At 68.1% G+C, this 20,617-nt stretch carries 16 protein-coding genes; 13 read left to right on the forward strand and 3 right to left on the reverse strand.

Annotated features, from left to right (window positions below; all coding sequences use genetic code 11):
• Positions 1 to 98 precede the first annotated feature (98 nt).
• Positions 99 to 1,904: a DUF4384 domain-containing protein gene (locus tag RQI28_RS01795; RefSeq protein ID WP_311220878.1), complete on the forward strand. Its 1,806-nt coding sequence runs from the start codon at positions 99 to 101 to the stop codon at positions 1,902 to 1,904.
• Between the two features lie 8 nt (positions 1,905 to 1,912).
• Positions 1,913 to 3,199, forward strand: coding sequence for a hypothetical protein (locus RQI28_RS01800; protein WP_311220879.1), 1,287 nt, complete (start codon positions 1,913 to 1,915; stop codon positions 3,197 to 3,199).
• A 73-nt stretch (positions 3,200 to 3,272) separates the two neighbouring features.
• Here the strand turns inward: RQI28_RS01800 and RQI28_RS01805 are convergent, their stop codons facing one another.
• A complete protein-coding gene (locus tag RQI28_RS01805; RefSeq protein WP_311220880.1) occupies positions 3,273 to 6,482 on the reverse strand; it encodes an error-prone DNA polymerase in 3,210 nt (1,069 codons plus the stop codon).
• Positions 6,483 to 6,877: 395 nt separating this feature from the next.
• Between RQI28_RS01805 and RQI28_RS01810 the strand changes: the two genes are divergently transcribed.
• The gene (locus tag RQI28_RS01810) at positions 6,878 to 7,315 is read left to right on the forward strand and encodes an SH3 domain-containing protein (RefSeq protein ID WP_311221542.1); all 438 of its coding nucleotides are present in this window, start codon (positions 6,878 to 6,880) and stop codon (positions 7,313 to 7,315) included.
• A gap of 21 nt (positions 7,316 to 7,336) precedes the next feature.
• Here RQI28_RS01810 and thiD read toward each other — a convergent pair whose 3' ends face one another.
• Positions 7,337 to 8,200, reverse strand: coding sequence for a bifunctional hydroxymethylpyrimidine kinase/phosphomethylpyrimidine kinase (gene thiD, locus RQI28_RS01815; protein WP_311220881.1), 864 nt, complete (start codon positions 8,198 to 8,200; stop codon positions 7,337 to 7,339).
• 324 nt (positions 8,201 to 8,524) lie between these two features.
• On the opposite strand from thiD, the gene RQI28_RS01820 reads away from it, so the two are divergent.
• The 4 genes from RQI28_RS01820 to RQI28_RS01835 are packed head-to-tail and all read left to right on the forward strand — an operon-like array spanning position 8,525 to position 11,652.
• A complete protein-coding gene (locus tag RQI28_RS01820) occupies positions 8,525 to 9,655 on the forward strand; it encodes an FAD-dependent oxidoreductase (protein WP_404976845.1) in 1,131 nt (376 codons plus the stop codon).
• Positions 9,652 to 9,849 carry a sulfur carrier protein ThiS gene (gene thiS, locus RQI28_RS01825; RefSeq protein WP_311220883.1) on the forward strand — a complete coding sequence of 66 codons (198 nt, stop codon included), beginning with the start codon at positions 9,652 to 9,654 and terminating at the stop codon, positions 9,847 to 9,849. Before RQI28_RS01820 ends, thiS begins: the two co-directional genes overlap by 4 nt.
• A gap of 32 nt (positions 9,850 to 9,881) precedes the next feature.
• On the forward strand, positions 9,882 to 10,715 hold the full coding sequence (locus tag RQI28_RS01830) for a thiazole synthase (RefSeq protein ID WP_311220884.1): 834 nt from the start codon (positions 9,882 to 9,884) through the stop codon (positions 10,713 to 10,715).
• Positions 10,708 to 11,652, forward strand: coding sequence for a thiamine phosphate synthase (locus RQI28_RS01835; protein WP_311220885.1), 945 nt, complete (start codon positions 10,708 to 10,710; stop codon positions 11,650 to 11,652). The genes RQI28_RS01830 and RQI28_RS01835 overlap by 8 nt, the downstream gene beginning before the upstream one ends.
• Before the next feature lie 105 nt (positions 11,653 to 11,757).
• On the opposite strand, the gene RQI28_RS01840 is transcribed toward RQI28_RS01835, so the two are convergent.
• The gene (locus RQI28_RS01840; protein ID WP_311220886.1) at positions 11,758 to 13,821 is read right to left on the reverse strand and encodes a hypothetical protein; all 2,064 of its coding nucleotides are present in this window, start codon (positions 13,819 to 13,821) and stop codon (positions 11,758 to 11,760) included.
• Positions 13,822 to 14,008: 187 nt separating this feature from the next.
• Between RQI28_RS01840 and RQI28_RS01845 the strand changes: the two genes are divergently transcribed.
• The 6 genes from RQI28_RS01845 to RQI28_RS01870 all read left to right on the forward strand — a co-directional run bounded on the left by RQI28_RS01845 (position 14,009) and on the right by RQI28_RS01870 (position 20,589).
• Entirely contained in the window at positions 14,009 to 15,529 is a 1,521-nt protein-coding gene (locus RQI28_RS01845; RefSeq protein WP_311220887.1) for a 3-hydroxyacyl-CoA dehydrogenase, read from the forward strand.
• A 38-nt stretch (positions 15,530 to 15,567) separates the two neighbouring features.
• Entirely contained in the window at positions 15,568 to 16,347 is a 780-nt protein-coding gene (locus RQI28_RS01850; protein WP_311220888.1) for an oxepin-CoA hydrolase, alternative type, read from the forward strand.
• A gap of 259 nt (positions 16,348 to 16,606) precedes the next feature.
• Positions 16,607 to 17,326, forward strand: coding sequence for a Crp/Fnr family transcriptional regulator (locus RQI28_RS01855; protein WP_311220889.1), 720 nt, complete (start codon positions 16,607 to 16,609; stop codon positions 17,324 to 17,326).
• A 37-nt stretch (positions 17,327 to 17,363) separates the two neighbouring features.
• A complete protein-coding gene (locus tag RQI28_RS01860) occupies positions 17,364 to 18,449 on the forward strand; it encodes a phosphotransferase (protein ID WP_311220890.1) in 1,086 nt (361 codons plus the stop codon).
• Positions 18,450 to 18,507: 58 nt separating this feature from the next.
• Positions 18,508 to 19,782, forward strand: coding sequence for an acyl-CoA dehydrogenase family protein (locus tag RQI28_RS01865; protein WP_311220891.1), 1,275 nt, complete (start codon positions 18,508 to 18,510; stop codon positions 19,780 to 19,782).
• 156 nt (positions 19,783 to 19,938) lie between these two features.
• Positions 19,939 to 20,589, forward strand: a complete 651-nt coding sequence (locus RQI28_RS01870; protein ID WP_404976844.1) for a hypothetical protein — start codon at positions 19,939 to 19,941, stop codon at positions 20,587 to 20,589.
• Positions 20,590 to 20,617 lie beyond the last annotated feature (28 nt).

The following is a 20,617-nucleotide window of genomic DNA, read 5'->3' on the forward strand; positions in this document are numbered from 1 at the left end:
TTTGCGGCGACCGAATCGAACACCAGAACACAGAACGCCGAAACCGCCAGAACGCGGCTACGCGGCAGGCTCCCGCACGGGCGCCGAGGGATACGCGCATGACTACCACCACTGAACCCGTCGCCACGCGCGGCCCCCTGCCGCGCCTTCGGCTGGCCTGTATGGCGCTGGCCTGCGCCGCCGCCGCGCTGGTCGCCGGCTGCGCCGCGCCCTTGAATGCGCGCGAAGACGCCGAATTCCAGACCCACAGCTACGCGGCCGACCGCCCCACCGTGCGGCCCGTGCGTTCGCTGTCGAGCTTTTCCGACTCGCTGATGTGCATGGACCACCTGTTCCGGGCCACGCGCATGCCCACGGTGCTCATCAGCAGCAAGCAGATTCCCGACTACTCGGGCCGCGTGGCAGTGGCCACCAAGGACATGGTGATCACCGCGCTCTCGCAAATGTCGCGCCTGTCGAACGCCTTCCGCTACGTCGACTACGAAGTGGACATCGCCCGGCAAGACACGGTGCAGAACCTCACCACCATCTTGCTGAACAACAACCAGATTCAGCTGCAGCGCCCGGCCCTCTACGTGTCGGGCGCCATCGCGTTCGTGGACCAGAACGTGCTGCGCAACAACGCCGAAGTGGGCACCTCGGCCAGCCGCCTTGAAACCGGCTACAGCCGCACGCGCAACACCACCGTCATCGGGCTGGAGATGCACCTGGGCGACTTCCGCACCCGCACCATCATTCCGGGGCTCGATTCGGCCAACGAAATCATCATTGGCACTGGCGGCCAAGGGCTGGATCTGGCCGGCCGCATCGGCAGCTACGGCGTGCAGTTCAGCGTGGGGCGCGACTATGCGCAGGGCTCCGGCCCCGCCGTGCGCACGCTGGTCGAACTCTCCATGATCGAGCTGGTCGGCAAGTGGGCCCGCGTGCCCTACTGGCAATGCCTGACCCTGGAGCAGACCCACCCCGACTTCCAGCGCCAGCTGCGCGACTGGTACGACGAAGGCGATGCCATCTCGCAGCGCCAACTGGTGCGCGGCTCGCTCAGCAGCCAGGGCTACTTGCCCGCCACCGACGCGGGCGACGGCCCTGCCGAGCTGGCCCGCCTGCGCGACGCACTCGCGCGTTTTCAGGCCGACCAGGGCATGGTCGTGAGCGGCGTGGTGGACTTCGCCACGTACGAACGTGCGATGCGCAGCTTCGTGGCCCTGGGGCCGGACGGCAAGCTGGTGCGCGTAGGCTGGGAAACCAAGAGCGGAACGCCAGTGGCCGTGGCCGCCACGGCGCCGATTCCCGCCTCTATGGTGGCGCCGGCCGCCGCCGCGGCGGGCACCGATGTGGCCCAGCTGATACAAGCCACTTACGGAGCCGCCGCGCCCGACCGCCGCATCGACCTGCAGATCAAGAACGTGCTGCTCGACCGCAAGGCGTTCGAGGTGGGCGAGCAAATCTTCCTCTCGGGCACCGTCTCGCGCGCTTCTTATCTGTCGTGCTACATGGGCAGTGCCGATGGCTCGGTGATTCGCCTGCTGCCCAACGCCACCAACACGTCGGGCTGGGTTTCCGCCGGCCAGGCCGTGCGCATTCCCGACTGGATGAGCCCGCTGCCCGGCTTCGTGATGGACGCCGGCAGCCCCGGCAACGAAGGCGTGGCCTGCTTTGCCACCGATGAGGACGTGACCGCCCGCCTGCCCGAGCCACTGCGCGGCGCCGCTTTCAAGCCGATCACCGGCTACACCACGCTTGAAAGCGTGAACCAGGCCATCGCCGCCACGGTGGGTGCCGACAGCTACACCGGCAACGCCCTCTTCTGGGAAGTGGCACCGCGCCGCGCCGCCGCAGCGCCGGCAGCGCCCGCCGCTGCACCCAGGGCCGCGGCACCCGCCGCGCCTGCAGCTGCCAAGTGAGCCGCGCCATGCGCTGCCGACCCGCCCCCATAACGGCCGCAGGCGCTGTGCGCGCCGCGCTGCTGGTCGGCCTGTTGACGGCGGCTTGCACATCGCAAGGCACGCAGGCTGCTGCCAGCCATTCGGCGCCATCGCTCGGCGCACCCGAGCCCGCCATCGGCTCGCAACCGCTGACCAGCACATCGCCCCGCCTGACCGGCAACGGCGACCCCGCCATGGACCAGCCCATCCAACGCCTGCGTGCCCTGGCCGAAGGCGCTGCCCCGGCCGCGGCGCCGCCCACTGACGCCACCGGCCAGAAAGCCCCGCGCCGTGCGGCCCGCGCTCCGCAGCGCCCGTCCACCGCGCAACGCGACGCGGCCTGGCTCATGGGCCTGCTGTCGCTGCACGGCGTCGGCATGACCCAGGATGCCGCGCAGGCCCGCCACTGGTTCGACATCGCGCGCCAGGCCGGCCACCCACTCGCGCCCGCCGGCCTTGCCTGGTGCGACATCGACGGCTGCGGTGGGCCGCCCAACCCGGCCGCTGCGCGCCCCTGGATCAGCCAGCTGCGCGCGGCCGACCCGGCACTGGCGCTGTATCTCGACTGGTGGGTCGCCACGCGGCTGGCCCCGCTGCCCGTGGCGCGGCCCGCCCAATCGCCCGGCGCAACACCAACCAGCGAAAGCGCCCCGCCCCACCGGGCGCTGCTGGCCCGCGCGGCCCGTGCCGGCAGCGCCGGCGCGCTGACCGAGCTGGCGCTCGAAAACATCGCCCAGGGCGACACCAGCGCAGCGCTGGAGCAATTGCGCACCGCCGCACCGCGATCCCCCGCTGCCGCTGCCAACTTGCAGCAGCTGGCAGCCCGCGGCCCGGGCGACTCCGTGGCCGCCCCTCCCGCGCAGCCCACCCGCGCGACAGCGGTGGCCACCCGTGCTACCGCCATGCAGCCGGCAGACACCACGGTCGACACGCCATCGCGCCAAAGCGGCGAGCAACTCTTCCAGCAGGCGCAGCGCTTTCATCGTGGCGATGGCGTGCCGTCGAACTACTCCGAGGCGATCCGCCTGTACCAGCAGGCATCGGCCAGCGGATCGGCCCCGGCGCGGCGCATGCTTGAGCTGGTGTATTCGCGCCCCGCTCCCGGCGGCACGGTCGACATCAGCTGGATGCAGCAACTGGCCCGCTTTGACGTGAGCCAGTCTGGCGCGCTGTTGTCCGTGCTGCCCGCCCCCAGCCCGCAGCCGTTCACCCGTGACCCGTCGCCCCTGTATGAGCTGCTGCCGCCGGAATGGCGCAGCCCGCCGCAACGCTGAATGCTATATATTTAATAGCTGATAGCGCTTGATGGATAAGCGCTAGAGGCCAAAAAGACTCAAACTTCGGGATTCAATGAAAGTCCCGGCTCCCGTCCAGCGCCTGGGCCATGCGCCCCAGCAGTCCGGTCATGTCACGAAAGCGCTGGCTCACCAGGTGGCGCACTGCTGTCTGGCTGCCCACGGGCGTGGTGCTCTGCCACACACCCTCCACCGCCAGCAGGCGCGACCGCAGCAGCGGCGCGCGCCAGGTCTCCACCAGCGCGGGCCAGACGATCACGTTCACCGAACCGGTCTCGTCTTCCAGCGTGACGAACATCGTGCCCTTGGCCGAGCCCGGCCGCTGGCGCACGGTGACGATGCCGCAGGCGCGCACGCGCTCACCCGTCGCCACGTCCTGCAGCTGCAAGGCGGTGCGCAGCCGCCAGCGGTCCAGACGCGGGCGCAGCAGCGCCAGCGGGTGGCGGCGCAACGTGAAGCCGGTGGCGGCGTAGTCGAACAGAATCTCTTCGCCCTCGGGCGCCTCGGGCAACTCCAGCGGCGCTTCATGCACCGGCGCATCGCGCAGCAAGGGCGGCGCGCGCAACTGGGCCGCTGCGTCCCAGGCCTGCTGGCGGCGGTGGCCTGACAGCGACTGCAGCGCGTCGGCGGCGGCCAGGGCCTGCAGGTGATGGCGCTCCAGCCGCGCGGCCAGGGCCAAGTCCTGCGCGGAGGTGAACGGCGCATCGCCGCGCTCCTGACGTTGCCTGCGCACGTCCGCCACGCGCAGCGCGACTGCGGCCTCCAGCCCCGCCACCAGCCGCAGGCCCAGGCGCACGGCCGGCTGCGGCAGCGCCACGCCTCTCACCGGCTGCAAATGGCCCTCCAGCGTGCTGTCCACGTCACTGTGCGACACGTCGATGGGCAGCACCCGCACGCCGTGGCGGCGCGCGTCCTGCACCAGTTGCGACGGGCTGTAGAAGCCCATCGGCTGCGAATTGAGCAGCGCGCACAGAAACGCCGCCGGCTCATGCCGCTTGAGCCAGCTGCTGGCATAGGCCAGCTGCGCAAAGCTGTAGGCGTGGCTTTCCGGGAAGCCGTATTCGCCGAAGCCCAAGATCTGCTGAAAGATGCGGTCGGCAAACTCTTGCGGATAGCCTCGATCGTGCATGCCCTGCTTGAGCATGTCTTCGAACCGGTGCACGCCTCCCTTGCGCCGCCATGCGGCCATCGACCGGCGCAGGTCATCTGCCTGGCCGGCCGTGAAGCCGCCGGCCTGCATGGCGATCTGCATCACCTGCTCCTGGAAAATGGGCACGCCCAGCGTGCGGCCCAGCGCGTCCCGCAACCGCTCATGCTCAATCGGCATCGGTCCTTCATTGCCATCGGCCACCCACTGACGCTGGCGTTCGCGCGCCTGCAGATACGGGTGCACCATGCCGCCTTGAATGGGGCCAGGCCGCACGATGGCGACTTCGACCACCAGGTCGTAGATCGTGCGCGGCTGCAGGCGCGGCAGCATGCTCATCTGCGCGCGGCTTTCGATCTGGAACACGCCCACGGTGTCGGCGCGGCAGATCATTTCGTAGGTGGCGGCGTCCTCGTTAGGAATGCCGGTGAGATCCCAGCGCTCTCCACGCAACGCGGCGCGCGAGTCCAGGCAGCGGCGCAGCGCGCTCAGCATGCCCAGCGCCAGTACGTCCACCTTCAACATCTGCATGGCGTCCAGATCGTCCTTGTCCCACTGGATGATGGAACGCTGCTTCATGCTGGCAGGCTCCACCGGCACCAGGCGGGTCAGCGGGCCCTGGGTCAGCACGAAGCCGCCGACGTGCTGGCTCAAATGGCGCGGAAAGCCGTTCAGCTCGCGCGCCAGGTTCAGCCACAGCGTGGTGAGGTGCGGCGGCAGCGGCGTGCTGCAGGCCTGGGCCAGCTCCTGCAGCCGGTCCTCGGCAATGGCCTCGTCGAACCAATGATGGTCTTTGGCAAAAGCGTCGATCAGCGCCGGCGCCACGCCCAGCGCCTTGCCCACGTCGCGCAGCGCGCTGCGTGTGCGGTAGCTGGTGACCACGGCGGCAATGGCGGCGCGGTCGCGGCCGTATTTGCTGTAGATGTACTGGATGACCTGTTCGCGCCGGTCGTGCTCGAAGTCGACGTCGATGTCGGGCGGCTCGCTGCGTTCCTTGCTGATGAAGCGCTCGAACAGCAGGTGCGAGTGTTCCGGGTCGACGGCCGTGATGCCCAGGTAATAGCACACCGCCGAATTAGCGGCAGAGCCGCGCCCCTGGCACAGAATGCCCACGCTGCGCGCGTAGCGCACGATGTCGTGCACCGTCAGGAAGTACATCTCGTACCCTCGGTCGGCGATCAGGTCCAGCTCTTTGTGGATCTGCGCTTCGATGACCGGCGGTGTGCCTTGCGGGTGGCGCGCCTGCACGCCTTGCCAGGTCAGCCAGGCCAGCGTCTGCTGCGCCGTCATGCCGGGCAGCACGGTTTCCAGCGGGTAGCGGTAGCGAATCTGCGTGAGCTCGAACGTGCAGCGAGCAGCCACCTGCAGCGTGGCGGACAGCAGTGCGGGTGGGTAGGTGGTGGCCAGCCGCACGCGTGGGCGCAGGTATCGCTCGGCATTGGCCTGCAATTCAAAGCCGCATTGCGACACCGGCCGGCCCAGCCGCACGGCGGTGATCACGTCCTGCAACGGTTTGCGCCTGCGCCGGTGCATGTGCACGTCGCCCGCGGCCACCAGCGGCAGGCCCAGGTCGGCGCCGGCGCGCTCCAGCGTCTCCAGCCACAGGCCGTCGTCTTGCGACAGGTGCAGCTCCACTGCCAGCCAGGTGCTGGCGGCATCCAGATGCGCCAGGGCGCTTTCCAGGCTGGCTCGAATGAACGGCAGATCGCCCGCATCGGTGAACTGCGCACGCTCGGGCGCCAGCAGCACTTCGCAACCGAGCAGCAGCTGAAAGGGCGAATCGGCATCCACCCGGTACTGCCCCTTTGGCGCCCGGCTGCGCGCAGCGGTGATGAATTCGCACAGATTGCCCCAACCCTCCACATCGCGCGCCAGGGCCACCAGCTTCAAAGGGCCGAAGGCGAACTCCGCCCCTACGATGAGCCGCAGCCCGTGCTGCAGTGCCGCGACGTGCGCGCGCACCACGCCAGCCACCGAGCATTCGTCGGTGATGGCCAGGGCGTCGTAGCCCATCGCCACGGCCTGCTCCACCAGTTCCGCCGGGTGCGACGCACCGCGCTGGAAGCTGAAGTTGGACAGGCAGTGCAGTTCCGCGTAGTCGGGTAGCTGGGGCACTGGTGGGGCAGCGATGGGTTGGTGAAGGACAGGTTGCTCAGCGCTGCGGTGGCATGCGGCGCCGTGATTCTTTGCCTATTGTGATCGGCCTAATTGCTATCGATAGATGAGCGTCTGGCGCTTGATTCATGGGCACTTCAAGCCAATCGATGCTGAATTGCCCGTGGGGCAAGCGCTAGCCGCTATGGTTTTGATAGCGAAACCATCAGATCGTGTTGAGTGGGTCGACTCAAAAAAGGCAGGAACTTCACCGGCATGAGGTTCTCCACCGGGGCTTGCGTTTCTTTCACCCCTGATCGTTTCAAAGGAGTACTTGCCCCGTGCCTGATTCGTCCGCAGCTACGTGCAGCAGCACCGTCACCACCACCGCCGTCCCTGTCTTCACCCTGCCCCGCCTGGCACTCTCTGCCCTGCTGTGCGCAGGGCTGCTGCTGACCGCGGCTACCGCGCAGGCGCAGAGCTTCGTCAGCATCAAGGGCTCGAGCGTGAACGTGCGCGAAACGCCGTCCACCCGGTCAGACACGCTGTGGGAGCTGGGCTCCGGCTACCCGCTGCAGGTGACGCAGCGCAAGGGATCCTGGCTGCGCGTGCGCGATTTTGAATCCACGCTGGGCTGGGTGTACGCGCCGCTCACGGCCAAGACGCCGCACATGGTGGTGACGGCCCGCACCGCCAATCTGCGCGCCGGCCCCGGCCAGCGCCACAAGGTGGTCGGCCAGCTGGAGCAGCACGAGGTGGTGCGCACGCTGAAGAAAACCGCCGGCTGGGCGCATGTGCAGCGCGACGGCGGCCAGAAAGGCTGGGTCGCGCGCCGGCTGGCCTGGGGTTGGTGACAGGTTTTTAAGCTGGGCTCGTCAGCCCAGCACGCGCTGCGCCAGCGGCGCGTGGCCGTGGTTCAGCGGGCCGTGGCCGCTGCCGGTGCGCACGTCAGCCCCGGCCGCAATCGCCGCCAGGATGTAGGCGCGCGCCGCCTGCACGGCCTCTTTCAACGGCAAGCCCAGTGCCAGATGCGACGCGATGGCCGACGACAGCGTGCAGCCGGTGCCGTGACCGTTGTGCGTCACGATGCGGGCCGATTGCAGCCGCTCGCGCAGGCCGCCGGCGCCGGCCAGCACGTCCACCACCCAGTCGCCCGGCAGGTGTCCGCCCTTGAGCAGCACGGCCTGTGCGCCCAGCGCCAGCAGGTCGGCGGCGGCGTCATCGAGCGCGTCCACGCCGTCGATGCGGCGGCCCAGCAGCCAGCCGGCTTCGTCCAGGTTGGGCGTGACCACTTCGGCCAGCGGAAACAACTCGCTCACCAGGGCACCCACCGTCTCGGTGGCGATGAGCCGGTCGCCGCTGGTAGCGACCATCACCGGGTCGAGCACCACGTGCGGCAAGCCGTGCCTGCGAATCGCGTCGGCCACCACGCGCACCACCTCGGGCGAATGCAGCATGCCGATCTTCACGGCGTCGACGCCGATGTCCTCGACCACTGCGTCGATCTGTGCGCGCAGCATGTCGGGCGGAATGCCATGGATGCCGCGCACGCCCAGCGTGTTCTGCGCCGTGATGGCGGTAATGGCGGTCATGCCGTAGCAGCCGAGCGCGCTGAAGGTCTTCAGGTCGGCTTGAATGCCCGCGCCGCCGCCGCTGTCGGAGCCGGCGATGGACAGCACGCGCGCGTAGCGGCGGCCACCGGGCGTGGAGTCGGTCGGCGTTGGGTTGTTCGTGTTCATGGCAAAAATTATCCGGCATGCGCGGGCTCTGGCCGCCGAGATCGCCACGGCCACCACGCCTGCGCCACATCAACCGCAAGGGTTGCAGCGATGTGCTGTAATTCATCGCACGGACGAAACAGGGGTGTCCCGCAGGTCATTGAGCACCGGCGGCGACTGAGAAAATACCCTGGGGCCCTCTTCATCGCCGAAGCGCTCGCAGCGCATCGCGGCCAAGCCCCGCTACCCGATCCAGATCATGCTGGCGTGGGGAGTTTCAACATCGGAATCACCCGTTTTGTCTGTCTTTCCACCTGGCTTGGCTTGACCGACGAACCGATGACGATGCTCCCCCTTCTTGATTCACGCGCTTCCATCACCGTGCTCGGCGCGGGCCTCATGGGCCGGCTGCTGGCCGTTGCACTGGCGCGCGAGGGACATCAGGTCGACGTGTACGAAGCCGGTGGCCCGGCGGCCGAAGGATCGGCCGCACGCGTGGCGGCCGCCATGCTGGCGCCCCTGGCCGAATCGGCCGTGACCGAGCCCGGCGTGGTGCGCATGGGCCAGCACGCGCTGCGGCGCTGGCCCGAACTGCTGGCGCAGCTGGAAGCACCGGTCTACTTCCAGCAAAACGGCACGCTGATTCTCTGGCACCGGCAAGACGCGGCAGACGCGGCCCGGCTGCGCGGCACGCTCGAACGCACGCAGTCCCTATTGCCCGACTTGCCCGCCATGCAGGCGCTGGACAGCGCGGGCGTGGCGGCCATGGAGCCCACGGTGGCACACCGCTTCGCGCAAGGCCTGTACCTGCCGGGCGAAGGCCAGCTGGACAACCGCCAGTTGCTTGCCGCGCTGGAAGGCACGCTGCAACAGCTGAACGTGCGCATGCACTGGCACAGCGCGCGTTCACCGCAAGACTTTCAGCCCGGCACGACCGGTCAGCCCGACTGGGTGATCGACTGCCGGGGCCTGGGCGCCCGCACGCAATGGCCCGCATTGCGCGGCGTGCGCGGCGAGGTCGTTCGCCTGCATGCGCCTGAGGTGACGCTGCAGCGCCCCACGCGCATCGTCCACCCGCGCTATCCGATCTACATCGCGCCCAAGCAAGACCATGTGTTCGTCATCGGTGCGACCGAAATCGAATCGGACGACCTGTCGCCCGCCAGCGTGCGCTCCACGCTCGAATTGCTGAGCGCAGCCTACGCGGTGCACAGCGGTTTTGCCGAGGCGCGTATTCTGGAGATCGCCACCCAATGCCGCCCCACCCTGCCCGACAACCTGCCCGCCGTGCGCGTGGTGGCTGACCGGGTGCTGGAAGTCAACGGCCTGTACCGTCACGGCTTCATGATCGCCCCGGCGCTGCTCGACGTTGTGCTGCAGGTGCTGCACACCGGACAATCGGCACTCGCCTCCCGCTTCGACCTGGCGCTGCACCTGCATAACTGCCCAGCGCCTGCTGAATCCACCGCTCCATGAACATCCTCATCAACCAGCGCCCCGCCGAACTGGCCGCCCAGGCCACCGTGGCCGACGCCGTGGCCCTGGCCGGCGTCTGCCCGCCTTTCGCCGTCGCCGTGAACCTGCAGTTCGTACCCAACACCCGCTATGCCCATCACGCATTGAACGATGGCGATCGGGTGGAAATCATCTCGCCGGTCACCGGCGGCTGATTTCGTTTTCTTTTCCACCTATTGCCGCATCCATGTCGTCCATTCCTTCCTCTACCAACGCCACCGATGCCAGTGCCGACGCATTGGTGCTGTATGGCCAGACGTTCCAAAGCCGACTGCTGCTGGGCACCGCCCGCTACCCGTCGCCCAGCGTGCTGGAAGCGGCCGTGCGGCGCGCGAGGCCGGCCATGGTCACCGCGTCGCTGCGCCGCCAGGGCAGCAACGCGGCCGAAACCGGCAGCAGCTTCTGGGAGCTGCTGCGCCAGCTGAACGTGCCGGTGCTGCCCAACACCGCCGGCTGCCACAGCGTGCAAGAGGCCATCACCACGGCGCAGATGGCGCGCGAAGTGTTCGGCACGCCGTGGATCAAGCTCGAACTGATCGGCGACGACTACACGCTGCAGCCCGACACGCTGAACCTGGTGGCCGCAGCCGAACACCTCATCCGTGAAGGCTTTCAGGTGCTGCCCTACTGCACCGAAGACCTGGTGCTGTGCCAGCGCCTGGTGGACGTGGGCTGCCAGGCCGTCATGCCCTGGGCCGCGCCCATCGGCACCGGCCGTGGCCCCGTCAACCCGTATGCGCTGCAACTGCTGCGCGAGCGGCTGGACGTGCCCATGCTGGTCGATGCCGGCCTGGGCCTGCCGTCGCACGCCTGCCAGGTCATGGAATGGGGCTATGACGGCGTGCTGCTGAACACGGCGGTGGCCCTGGCGAGCGACCCGGTCGCCATGGCCGGCGCCTTTGCCGATGCAGTGACCGCCGGCCGCGCCGCACGCACCGCCGGCGCCATGACGGCGCACGACGCCGCGCAACCCAGCACGCCGGTGCTGGGCACCCCTTTCTGGCACCACGACCATGGCTGAGTCATCGCTTCCCCGCGCAATCGCGGGTGCTGCCGAAGTAGATGCCTTGGCACAATCCATTCTTCAGCACCACGCTGCGGCCTATGCGCCCTTTCCACCGCAGCCCGCGCCTGCCCTGACCGGAAACGACCTGGTCCATCACGCCGCACTGCAGGCGTGCAGCGCACTGGGCTTCATCGCCCACGACGCTGAAACCATCGCCCGCGCCTGGGCGGCGCAGACGCAGCGCCTGGGCCGCTTCGACGCCAGCCGCTGGCCCGATGAACCCGCGGACTTCGGAATGCAGACGCGCCCGCACGCAAAGCCGTTCGCGGCCTGCCCCAAAGACCTGGGCCTCTACGCCGTGCTGCCTGATGCGCAATGGGTAGGCCGCATGGCCCGCGCGGGCGTGCCGACGGTGCAGCTGCGATTCAAGTCCGATGACGCAGTCGCCATTGCGCAAGAGGTGCGTGCAGCGGTAGCGGCCGTGCAGGGCACGCCAGCGCTGCTGTTCATCAACGACCACTGGCAGCAGGCCATCGACGTTGGCGCCTATGGAGTGCACCTGGGCCAGGAAGACCTGGATGCGCTTGAACCTGCCCAGCTGAATTCGATTCGCCAAGCCGGCCTGCGCCTGGGCGTCAGCACCCATGGCTATGCCGAGATGGTGCGTGCCGACGCGGCCAGCCCCAGCTACGTGGCCATGGGCGCGGTGTTCCCCACCACGCTCAAGAAGATGGCCACCGCTCCCCAGGGCGTCGCCCGCCTGGCCGCCTACGCCCGCCTGATGCGTGGCTACCCGCAAGTCGCCATTGGGGGTATCGGGTTGCCTCAGTTTTCCGAGGTACTGGCGACTGGCGTAGGTTCGATTGCCGTGGTGCGCGCTCTGGTGACTGCGCTCGATCCAGAAGCCGCAGCGAATGAGTTGATGCGTGCCATGGCCGGTTCGACTTCCTAGCCATCAATCCGCGATCAAGAAAAAAAGAAAGGGGCTTCGCAGCCCCTTTTCTCTTGAATCTGCCACGACGACGGGCAGGCTCCAGGTACCGCCAGGTAACCCAACTCACTCAGGCTTGCGCTTTTCCCACTCTTCCAGCTCCAGTCGCACCTCGAAACGGTCGCTGGTCGAGCCAAAGCCGACGGGCTGACCGGGCGCTGGCGGCTGCGTGACGGGCAGCGGCGGCAGGTCGCTGGTGGTGATGGGCGGCGGCTCCGACAGGTCCAGATCGAGGTCGAAGGAATCGACCACCAGCCCGCGTACCGGCGGCGGTGGACGCCGCGGCTCCAGGGACAGGCCGCCGACCATGGAGTCGAACGACACGTCGGGCAGCATGTCGATGGCATCGAGCGGCGCGGCTGCGGCAGCAGCGGCCACGGGCTCAGCCGCTGGCGCCTGCGGCGTGGTGCGTTCACGCGGAGGTGGCGCGCCGCGCGACTGCGGCGGCGTGGTCTGCGCGATGGCCAGCAGCAGCAGCAGGTCGTCGAAGGCGGCCAGGTCGAACGGGTCGGCGCAGGCGCCGCCTTCGCCGCGGAAGACGCAGCTCTCGATCAGGCCGTCCACTTCAGGGGTGGACCAGATCGACTCGATGTGCGCCAACGTTTCCGTGTATTCCAGCAAGGTGCGGCCTGGCCGATGGAATGCCGAGAATTCCGGCACCCGGGCGTTGAACAAGGCCTGGAACCGGCTGCTGAGCTGGTTGAACGGCTCCGCGCGGCTAAGCGTGTGGTAGAGCCGCAGCAGTTCCAGATAGGCCGATGGCGAGGTGCTGCCATGCGCGGCGATATAGGTCTGCAGCACGCCGATGGCCTGGTCGTGCTCGCCTACCGACACGAAGAATTCCGCCTGCTGCTGCACGTCGAAAAGCGCTTCCGGGTGGGCTTCGACACCGTGGCGCGGCGCGGCAGGACGACCTACCGCCGCCACGGCTGCAGCGGCAACCCCGGCTGCGGAGGATGGCGCAAAAGCGGGTTTGGGAGTGGCTGCGATGGGTGTCAGCGGCTCACGGGCTAGAGGGGCGGCGACAGGAGCCGTCGCTGCCACGACAACGGGTGCTGCGCGCTGCGGGGCCGGCGCTTCCCAGTGGTCGGCCGGTAGCGGGTTGGTGTGCAGCGACTCGGCACCGTCTACGCCATCCAGAATGACACCGCCGGGCGGGCCGCTGTTCGCTTGAACCGAATGCGTCCATGCATCGTTGACCGCACGCCGCGATCGGCTCCAGATCCAGAAGGCCAAGGCGATTGCCGCCAAAAGCAGCGCCACCAGCGCGTACACGACCGTGCTGGAATAACTCTGCGACTCCGCCGTGTCGAGGCGTTGGCGCAGATCAGCAGCGGCGGCACGCTCCGCATTGGCCTGCGTACGCTGGCCGGCGGCGTCGGCTTCCAGCTGGGTGATACGGCCAGCGGCTTTCTGTACTTCTTCGGGCGGAGTGTTCAGCGCCCGCCACAGCGCGGCGGCTTCAGCACGCTGCGCGTCGCTGGCCGTTGCAGCCGGCGCCGGCAGCTCTTGCGAGCTGCGCAGCACCAGGGGCGATTCCAGCCACAGCTCCAGCGGCTCCATCACCAGGCGCGGACGGGCGGGCTCGGCGGCTGCAGGGGCTGCGGCTCGGGAGCGTGGCGCGTTGGCACGTGATGCGGCGGGCGGGGCGGCTTCACCAGCGGCAGGGCGAGCCCGGCGTGGGATGGCGGGAGTGGTGGCTGCAGGCGCCGAGCGAGCCGTTGCGCTGGCAGCGGGCGGTGCAGCATCGGCAGCCGCAGCCACCGCCGCACGCGAGGTACCGGTGCCTTCGCCTGCAGAGCCGGGTTGGGCGGCGGGCGACAGACGCCCTAAATCGACCGGGCGGCTGCCACTGGCGGCCGCAGCGGCGCTGGCAGCCTCGGGCAGCTCTGCCAGGAAAGTGTATTGGCGCGTGATCTGGCCGGCGCAGCCGCCCGTCAAGGTGGCTGTCAGCACGGGCTCGTCCGCTGAAATGAATGCACGTACGCGCACGCGGGGTGTGCCGGCACCCGTGACCGGCGTGACCTGGACCTTGGAATCTGCAATGGGGGTGGAGCCCGAGACCAGCTTGGCGCTGATGCAAGACGACGCCACATCGCTGCCCGGGTCGGGCGTTACGTCGAAAGTCAAGTCGACAGGCGCGCCCAGGACTACGCCGCCGCGGCTGTTTCCGAGCGACAGGGCGCTGGCACCGCAAGCCATGACAGAGAGGCTGACACCGACAATGGCGTTACTAATTTTCACAGTAGTTTCTTTTATTCGCACACCATTCTGGCACATGTAGTCTCCCCAAAACACGCCACCATAATGGCGCCCCATGATCAAGCCATTCAGCAACGTCGGCATCGTGGGCACCGGCGCCATGGGCCGCGGCATCGCACAAATCGCCGCTCAGGCGGGCAGCCAGGTGCTGCTGTTCGACAACCGTCCCGGCGCCGCGGCTACTGCGCGCGACGATATCCATCAACAATGGCTCCGTCTGTCGGACAAGGGCCGCATCGACGCGGCAGACGCCTCACACTGGCACGGCCAGCTGGTCGCGGTCGGCACCTTGAACGATCTGGCCGGCTGCACGCTGGTGGTGGAAGCCATCGTCGAGCAGCTGGATACCAAGCGCGATCTCCTTCTTCAATTGGAATCCATTGTTGCAGCAGATGCGGTGTTGGCAAGCAACACATCGTCGCTTTCCATCACCGCCCTGGGTGCGGTGCTGCAAAAACCGGAGCGCCTGGCGGGGTTTCACTTCTTCAATCCGGTGCCGCTGATGAAGGTGGTGGAAGTGATTGGCGGGCTGAGGACAGCGCCTGAGGTCACCGAGCGGCTGGCGGCCTTCGCCCGGCAGATGGGCCACACGCCAGTGACGGCACAGGACACGCCCGGCTTCATCGTCAACCATGCGGGCCGTGGTTTCGGCACCGAGGCGCTGCGCATCGTCAGCGAGGGCGTAACCGACTTCGCTACCGTGGACCGCATCCTGCGCGACCAGGTGGGCTTTCGCCTCGGGCCGTTCGAATTGATGGATCTGACGGGGCTGGACGTATCGCACCCGGTGATGGAATCGATCTACCACCAGTACTACGAGGAGCCCCGCTTTCGCCCCAGCGTGATCACCGCGCAGCGGCTGGCCGGCGGCCTGCTGGGCAAGAAGGTGGGCGAAGGCTTCTACCGCTACGTCGATGGCGTCGCGCAGGTGGCGCCCGAACCGCCGGTGCCCCAGGTGGGCGAAATGCCGCCCGTGTGGGTGTCGCCCCGCGCGTCGCGCCGTGCCGAGCTGTACCAGTTGCTCAAAGACCTGGGCGCCCGCATAGAAACCGGCGCATCGCCCTCGCCCACCGCCATCACGCTGGTCGCGCCGCTGGGCTTTGACGTGACCACCGTGGCCGTGGTGGAGCGGTTGGACCCGGCACGCACCATCGGCATCGACATGCTGGTGGACGACGCCGCCACGCGCCGCCGCGTGCTGGCTACCAACCCCGCCACCCGCAGCGACATTCGCGACGCCGCGCATGCCCTGTTCGCGCGCGACGGCAAGGCGGTGAGCGTGATCCGTGACAGCGGCGGCTTCGTCACGCAGCGCGTGGTGGGCACCATCATCAACATCGCCAGCGACATCTGCCAGCAGCGCGTGTGCTCGCCCAAAGACCTGGAAACCGCTGTCACGCTGGGCCTGGGCTACCCGCTGGGGCCGCTGGCCATGGGCGACCGCTGGGGGCCGACCAATATCCTGGAAGTGCTGTTCAACCTGCAGACCGTGTACGGTGACACGCGTTACCGCCCCAGCCCCTGGCTGCGCCGGCGCGGCGCGATCGGCCTGAGCCTCACGCACGTCGAAGATTGATCACCCAAAGCACCGAACCAGCACCGAACAAGCACCGCATGCCCGCAGAACTCCTCAGCACCAGCCAGGGCAAGACCCTGATCCTCACCCTGCGCCACCCCGAAGCCCGCAACGCCTTCGACGAATCGCTGTACGCCGCAGGCGTCGAAGCACTGAGCGTGGCAGAGCGCAGCGATGACGTGCGCAGCATCGTCATCACCGGTGCAGACGGTGTCTTCAGCGCCGGCGGCCACCTGCAGCGGCTGCAGGCACGCCGCCAGGAAGGCGCCGAGGCGCAAGCCCAGGCAGTAGAAGGCCTGCACAGCTGGATCGAGACCATCCGCACGTACCCCAAGCCGGTGATCGCGGCGGTGGAAGGCGCAGCGGCCGGCGGTGCGTTTTCGCTGGCGCTGGCTTGCGACTTGATCGTGGCGGCGCGCAATGCCGCGTTCGTGATGTCTTACAGCCAGATCGGCCTGTCGCCCGATGCCGGCGCGTCGTGGAGCCTGTCGCGCGCCCTGCCCCGGCAACTGGCGGCCGAGCTGCTGATGTGCGGCGAACGCATCGACGCCGAGCGCCTGCATGCGCTGGGCATCGTCAACCGGCTGGCCGAGCCCGGCCGTGCGCTGCACGACGCGCTGGCGCTGGCCGACACGCTGAACGAACGTGCACCGAACGCCATCGCCAGCACCAAGGAACTGCTGAACGATGCGCCCGAGCACACGCTGACCGCACAGCTGGCGCTGGAGCGCGACCACTTCGTGCGCAACGTGCAGCATGCGAACGCTGGCGAAGGCATTGCCGCGTTTTTGGAGAAGCGCCCTCCACGCTATCAATAAGATAGCTGGAAGCGCTTACCCATAAAGCGCTAGAGGCCGATTTCATTAAAATAACCCGCGACTGCAGCCCCGGTGGCGCGCAGGGGTTGTGAACGCCAGAGCCGAGCGCCCCCGCGCCACCCTGGCGACTCGCCAAAGGGCGTCGGCACGCGCGCACCACTCCGCATTTTTGTGTTGACACGCAAGTGACAACCCGCATCTGCCGCGCCCGTCTCGCACGCGACAATGGCCCGCAACCCAGTCACGCAAACGACAGAACATGGACGACCCCATTCTTACCATCGACGAACGCGAGGCGATCAATACCGGTCGCTGGTTTTCATCCCTCTCTCCTTCACTACGGCACGACATACTTCGATGCGCCTACGTCAAACGCTTCAAGGACGGTGGACTGATCGCCGCACGCGGCGACCCGCCAGAGGAGTGGATTGCCTGCGCCAAGGGGGCCGTGCGGGTCAGCTCCACGTCCATCTCGGGCAAGCAGATCACGCTGACGTACGTGGAGCCGGGCATCTGGTTCGGCGACGTAGCGATCTTCGACGGGGACCGCCGCACGCACGATGCCTATGCGCATGGCGACACCACCATCCTGTGCGTGGCCAAGGCCGACTTCCGCAAGATCTTGGGCATGCACACCGAGCTGTACGAGGCCATGCTGCGGTTGCATGCGCGCCGCATTCGCCAATTGTTCGGGCTGGTGGAAGACCTCAACACGCTGCCGCTGCGCTCTCGCCTGGCCAAACAGCTGCTGCACCTGGTGCGCAGCTACGGCATTCCCAGCCTGTCGCACGGCACCGAGATGCGCATCGGTCTGCAGTTGGCGCAGGAAGAGCTGGCGCAGTTGCTGGGCGCATCGCGCCAGCGCGTGAACCAGGAACTCAAAGCCATGGAGCGCGAGGACATCATCCGCATCGAGCCGGTCGGCCTGGTGGTCTGCGACCGCGACGCGCTGCTGCGCATTGCGGAGTCCGACAGCTGACCCACTCCCCTTCCACCACCGCCGGCGAACGGACTTCATGAGCAATTACGACCACTTCATCGGCACGCGTCCCGTCTCTGACCAGCACGCTTTCGACACCGGGGCGCTGACCGCCTGGTTGAAGACGAACCTGAGAGGTTTTGCGGGGCCGCTGACGGTGGAGATGTTCAAGGGCGGCCAGTCCAACCCCACGTACAAGCTGCTCACGCCCGGCCAGAGCTACGTGATGCGCGCCAAGCCCGGGCCGGTGGCCAAGCTGCTGCCCTCGGCCCACGCCATCGAGCGCGAATTCGCGGTGATGAGCGGCCTGGCCGGCACAGACGTGCCCGTGCCGAAGATGCTGGCGCTGTGCGAGGACGAATCGGTCATCGGCCGTGCTTTCTACGTGATGGAGTTCAAGCAGGGCCGCGTGCTGTGGGACCAGTCATTGCCCGGCATGCAGCCGGCCGAGCGCGCCGCCATCTACGACGAGATGAACCGCGTGATCGCCGCGCTGCACACCGTGCCGTTCGCCGACCGCGGCCTGGCGGGCTACGGCAAGCCGGGCAACTATTTCGACCGGCAGATCGGCCGCTGGAGCAAGCAGTACCTCGCCTCCATCACCCAGCCCATCGACGAGATGGACCGGCTGATGGAATGGCTGCCCGCGAACATGCCCGATAGCGCGCGCGACGAGCGCCGCGTGTCTATCGTGCATGGCGACTTCCGGCTCGACAACCTGATGTTCCACGCCACCGAGCCGCGCGTGATCGCCGTGCTGGACTGGGAGCTGTCCACGCTGGGCCACCCGCTGGCCGACTTCAGCTACCACTGCATGGCCTGGCACATTCCGCCGGGCATGTTCCGGGGCATTGGCGGGCTGGACCTGGCCAGCCTGGGCATTCCCAGTGAAGACGATTACATCCGCCGCTACTGCGAGCGCACGGCCCAAGCCACGCCCGAAGAACTGCGCGCCGGCTGGAACTTCTACATGGCCTACAACCTGTTCCGCCTGGCGGCCATCCTGCAAGGCATCGCCAAGCGGGTAGAGGCCGGCACCGCTTCCAGCGCGCAGGCCCGCGCATCCGGCGAAGGCGCTCGCCCGCTCGCCGAAATGGCCTGGCGCTTCGCACAACAAGGCTGACGGCGCAGCTGACACGGCGCCCCAAGCTACCTGCCCCTCGATTCGACACGGAGACCCCATGGACTTTGACTATTCCCCCAAAACGAAGGACTTGCAGTCGCGCCTGCTGCAGTTCATGGACGACCACGTCTACCCGGCCGAGCCTGCCTATGCCGCCGAGCTGGCCGCGAACACCGCTGCCGGCCGCCGCTGGACTGCGCTGCAGACCATTGAGCAGCTCAAACCCAAGGCCCGCGCCGCAGGCCTGTGGAACCTGTTCCTGCCGGTCGACAGCGCTGCCGCATCGGGCTACGACGGCGCCGGCCTGACGAACCAGGAATATGCGCCGCTGGCCGAAATCATGGGCCGCGTGCCATGGGCCAGCGAGGTCTTCAACTGCTCCGCGCCTGACACAGGCAATATGGAAACGATTGCCCGCTACGGCAGCGAAGAGAACAAGCAGCGCTGGCTCAAGCCACTGCTCGAAGGGCAGATCCGCTCGGCCTTCGCCATGACGGAACCGGACGTCGCCTCGAGCGACGCGACCAACGTCGAGACCCGCATCGAGCGCCAGGGCGACGAATACGTCATCAACGGCCGCAAATGGTGGATCTCCGGCGCGGCCGACCCGCGCTGCGCCGTCTACATCACCATGGGCAAGACCGACCCCGAAGCCGCGCGCCATTCGCAGCAGAGCATGGTGCTGGTGCCAGCCGACGCGCCCGGCATCACCGTGCTGCGGCCGCTGAACGTGTTCGGCTACGACGACGCGCCCCACGGCCACGTGGAGATGACGTTTGAGAACGTGCGCGTGCCCGCCGCCAACATTTTGCTGGGCGAAGGCCGGGGCTTCGAGATCGCCCAGGGACGCCTTGGCCCCGGCCGCATTCACCACTGCATGCGCCTGATCGGCCTGGCCGAGCGCGCGCTGGAGCTGATGTGCAAGCGCGCTTCATCGCGCATCGCCTTCGGCAAGTCCGTCGCGCAGCAGACCGTCACGCAGGAACGCATTGCCGAGGCGCGCTGCAAGATCGACATGGCGCGCCTGCTCACACTCAAAGCCGCGTGGCTGATGGACGTGGCTGGCAACAAGGTCGCCCGCACCGAGATCGCGATGATCAAGGTGGTCGCCCCCAGCATGGCCTGCCAGGTGATCGACTGGGCCATGCAGGTGCACGGCGGCGGCGGCATGTGCGACGACTTTCCGCTGGCCTACGCCTACGCCAACGCCCGCACGCTGCGCTTTGCCGACGGCCCCGATGAAGTGCACCGCAACGCGATCGCCAAGTGGGAGCTGGGCAAGTACGGCAGCTACGGCCGCGACGCCGGCGTGCCGGTCACACGCGGCGGCTGATCGCCCGCGCAAGACAGAACAGAACGCACGACGACGGGGCTCGCAAGGCCCCGTTTTTCTTGTTCGTGCTGGCGCGGCGCCGAACGCATGCGCGTTTTTCCTGCACACGCAGTGCCTGGTGCCGCATAGCATCAGCCCATGCGCCGACGCCTGCCATTGCCCACACTCCCACATGACCGCCGCACCGCACTCATCGTGCTGGGCGGGGCTATGCTGGCGGGCCGGGCATGGGCCAGCGGCGCAGTTGCAAGTTACCGTTGGCCGGAAGGCGCCTCGCCCCAGGCTGCGCAGTTGGTGCGCTGGGCGCTGCAGTCGGGCGATGCGCAGGGCGTGCCCTTTGCCATCGTCGACAAGCCCGATGCGCGGCTGCATGTGTTCGACGCCACGGGCCGCTGGCTGGGCAGCGCGCCGGTGCTGCTGGGCTCGGCGCTGGGCGACACGTCAGCACCCGGCATTGGCGACAAGCCGCTCGCGCGCATCCGCCCCGAAGAGCGCACCACGCCCGCCGGCCGCTTCGCCAGCGAGCCGGGCCGCAACACGCGCGGCGATGACCTGGTGTGGATCGACTACGACGCCGCCGTGTCGCTGCACCGCATTCGCAGCGTGCACCCGCGCGAGCGGCGGCAGGAACGGCTGGCCAGCCCGCTGGCCAGCGAGCGGCGCATCTCCAACGGCTGCGTGAATGTGGCCAATGCCTTCTACGACCGTGTCGTGGCGCCCACGCTGGGTCAGACGCCCGGCGTGGTCTATGTGGTGCCTGACACGGTGCCGTTTGCTACTATTTTCATAGCTGCCAGCGCTTATTGATCAAGCGCTAGAGGCTAATTTGGCTAGT

Origin of the sequence: Acidovorax sp. WCS2018Noco2-16 (assembly GCF_031843945.1) — a bacterium.
Taxonomy (GTDB): domain Bacteria; phylum Pseudomonadota; class Gammaproteobacteria; order Burkholderiales; family Burkholderiaceae_C; genus Paracidovorax.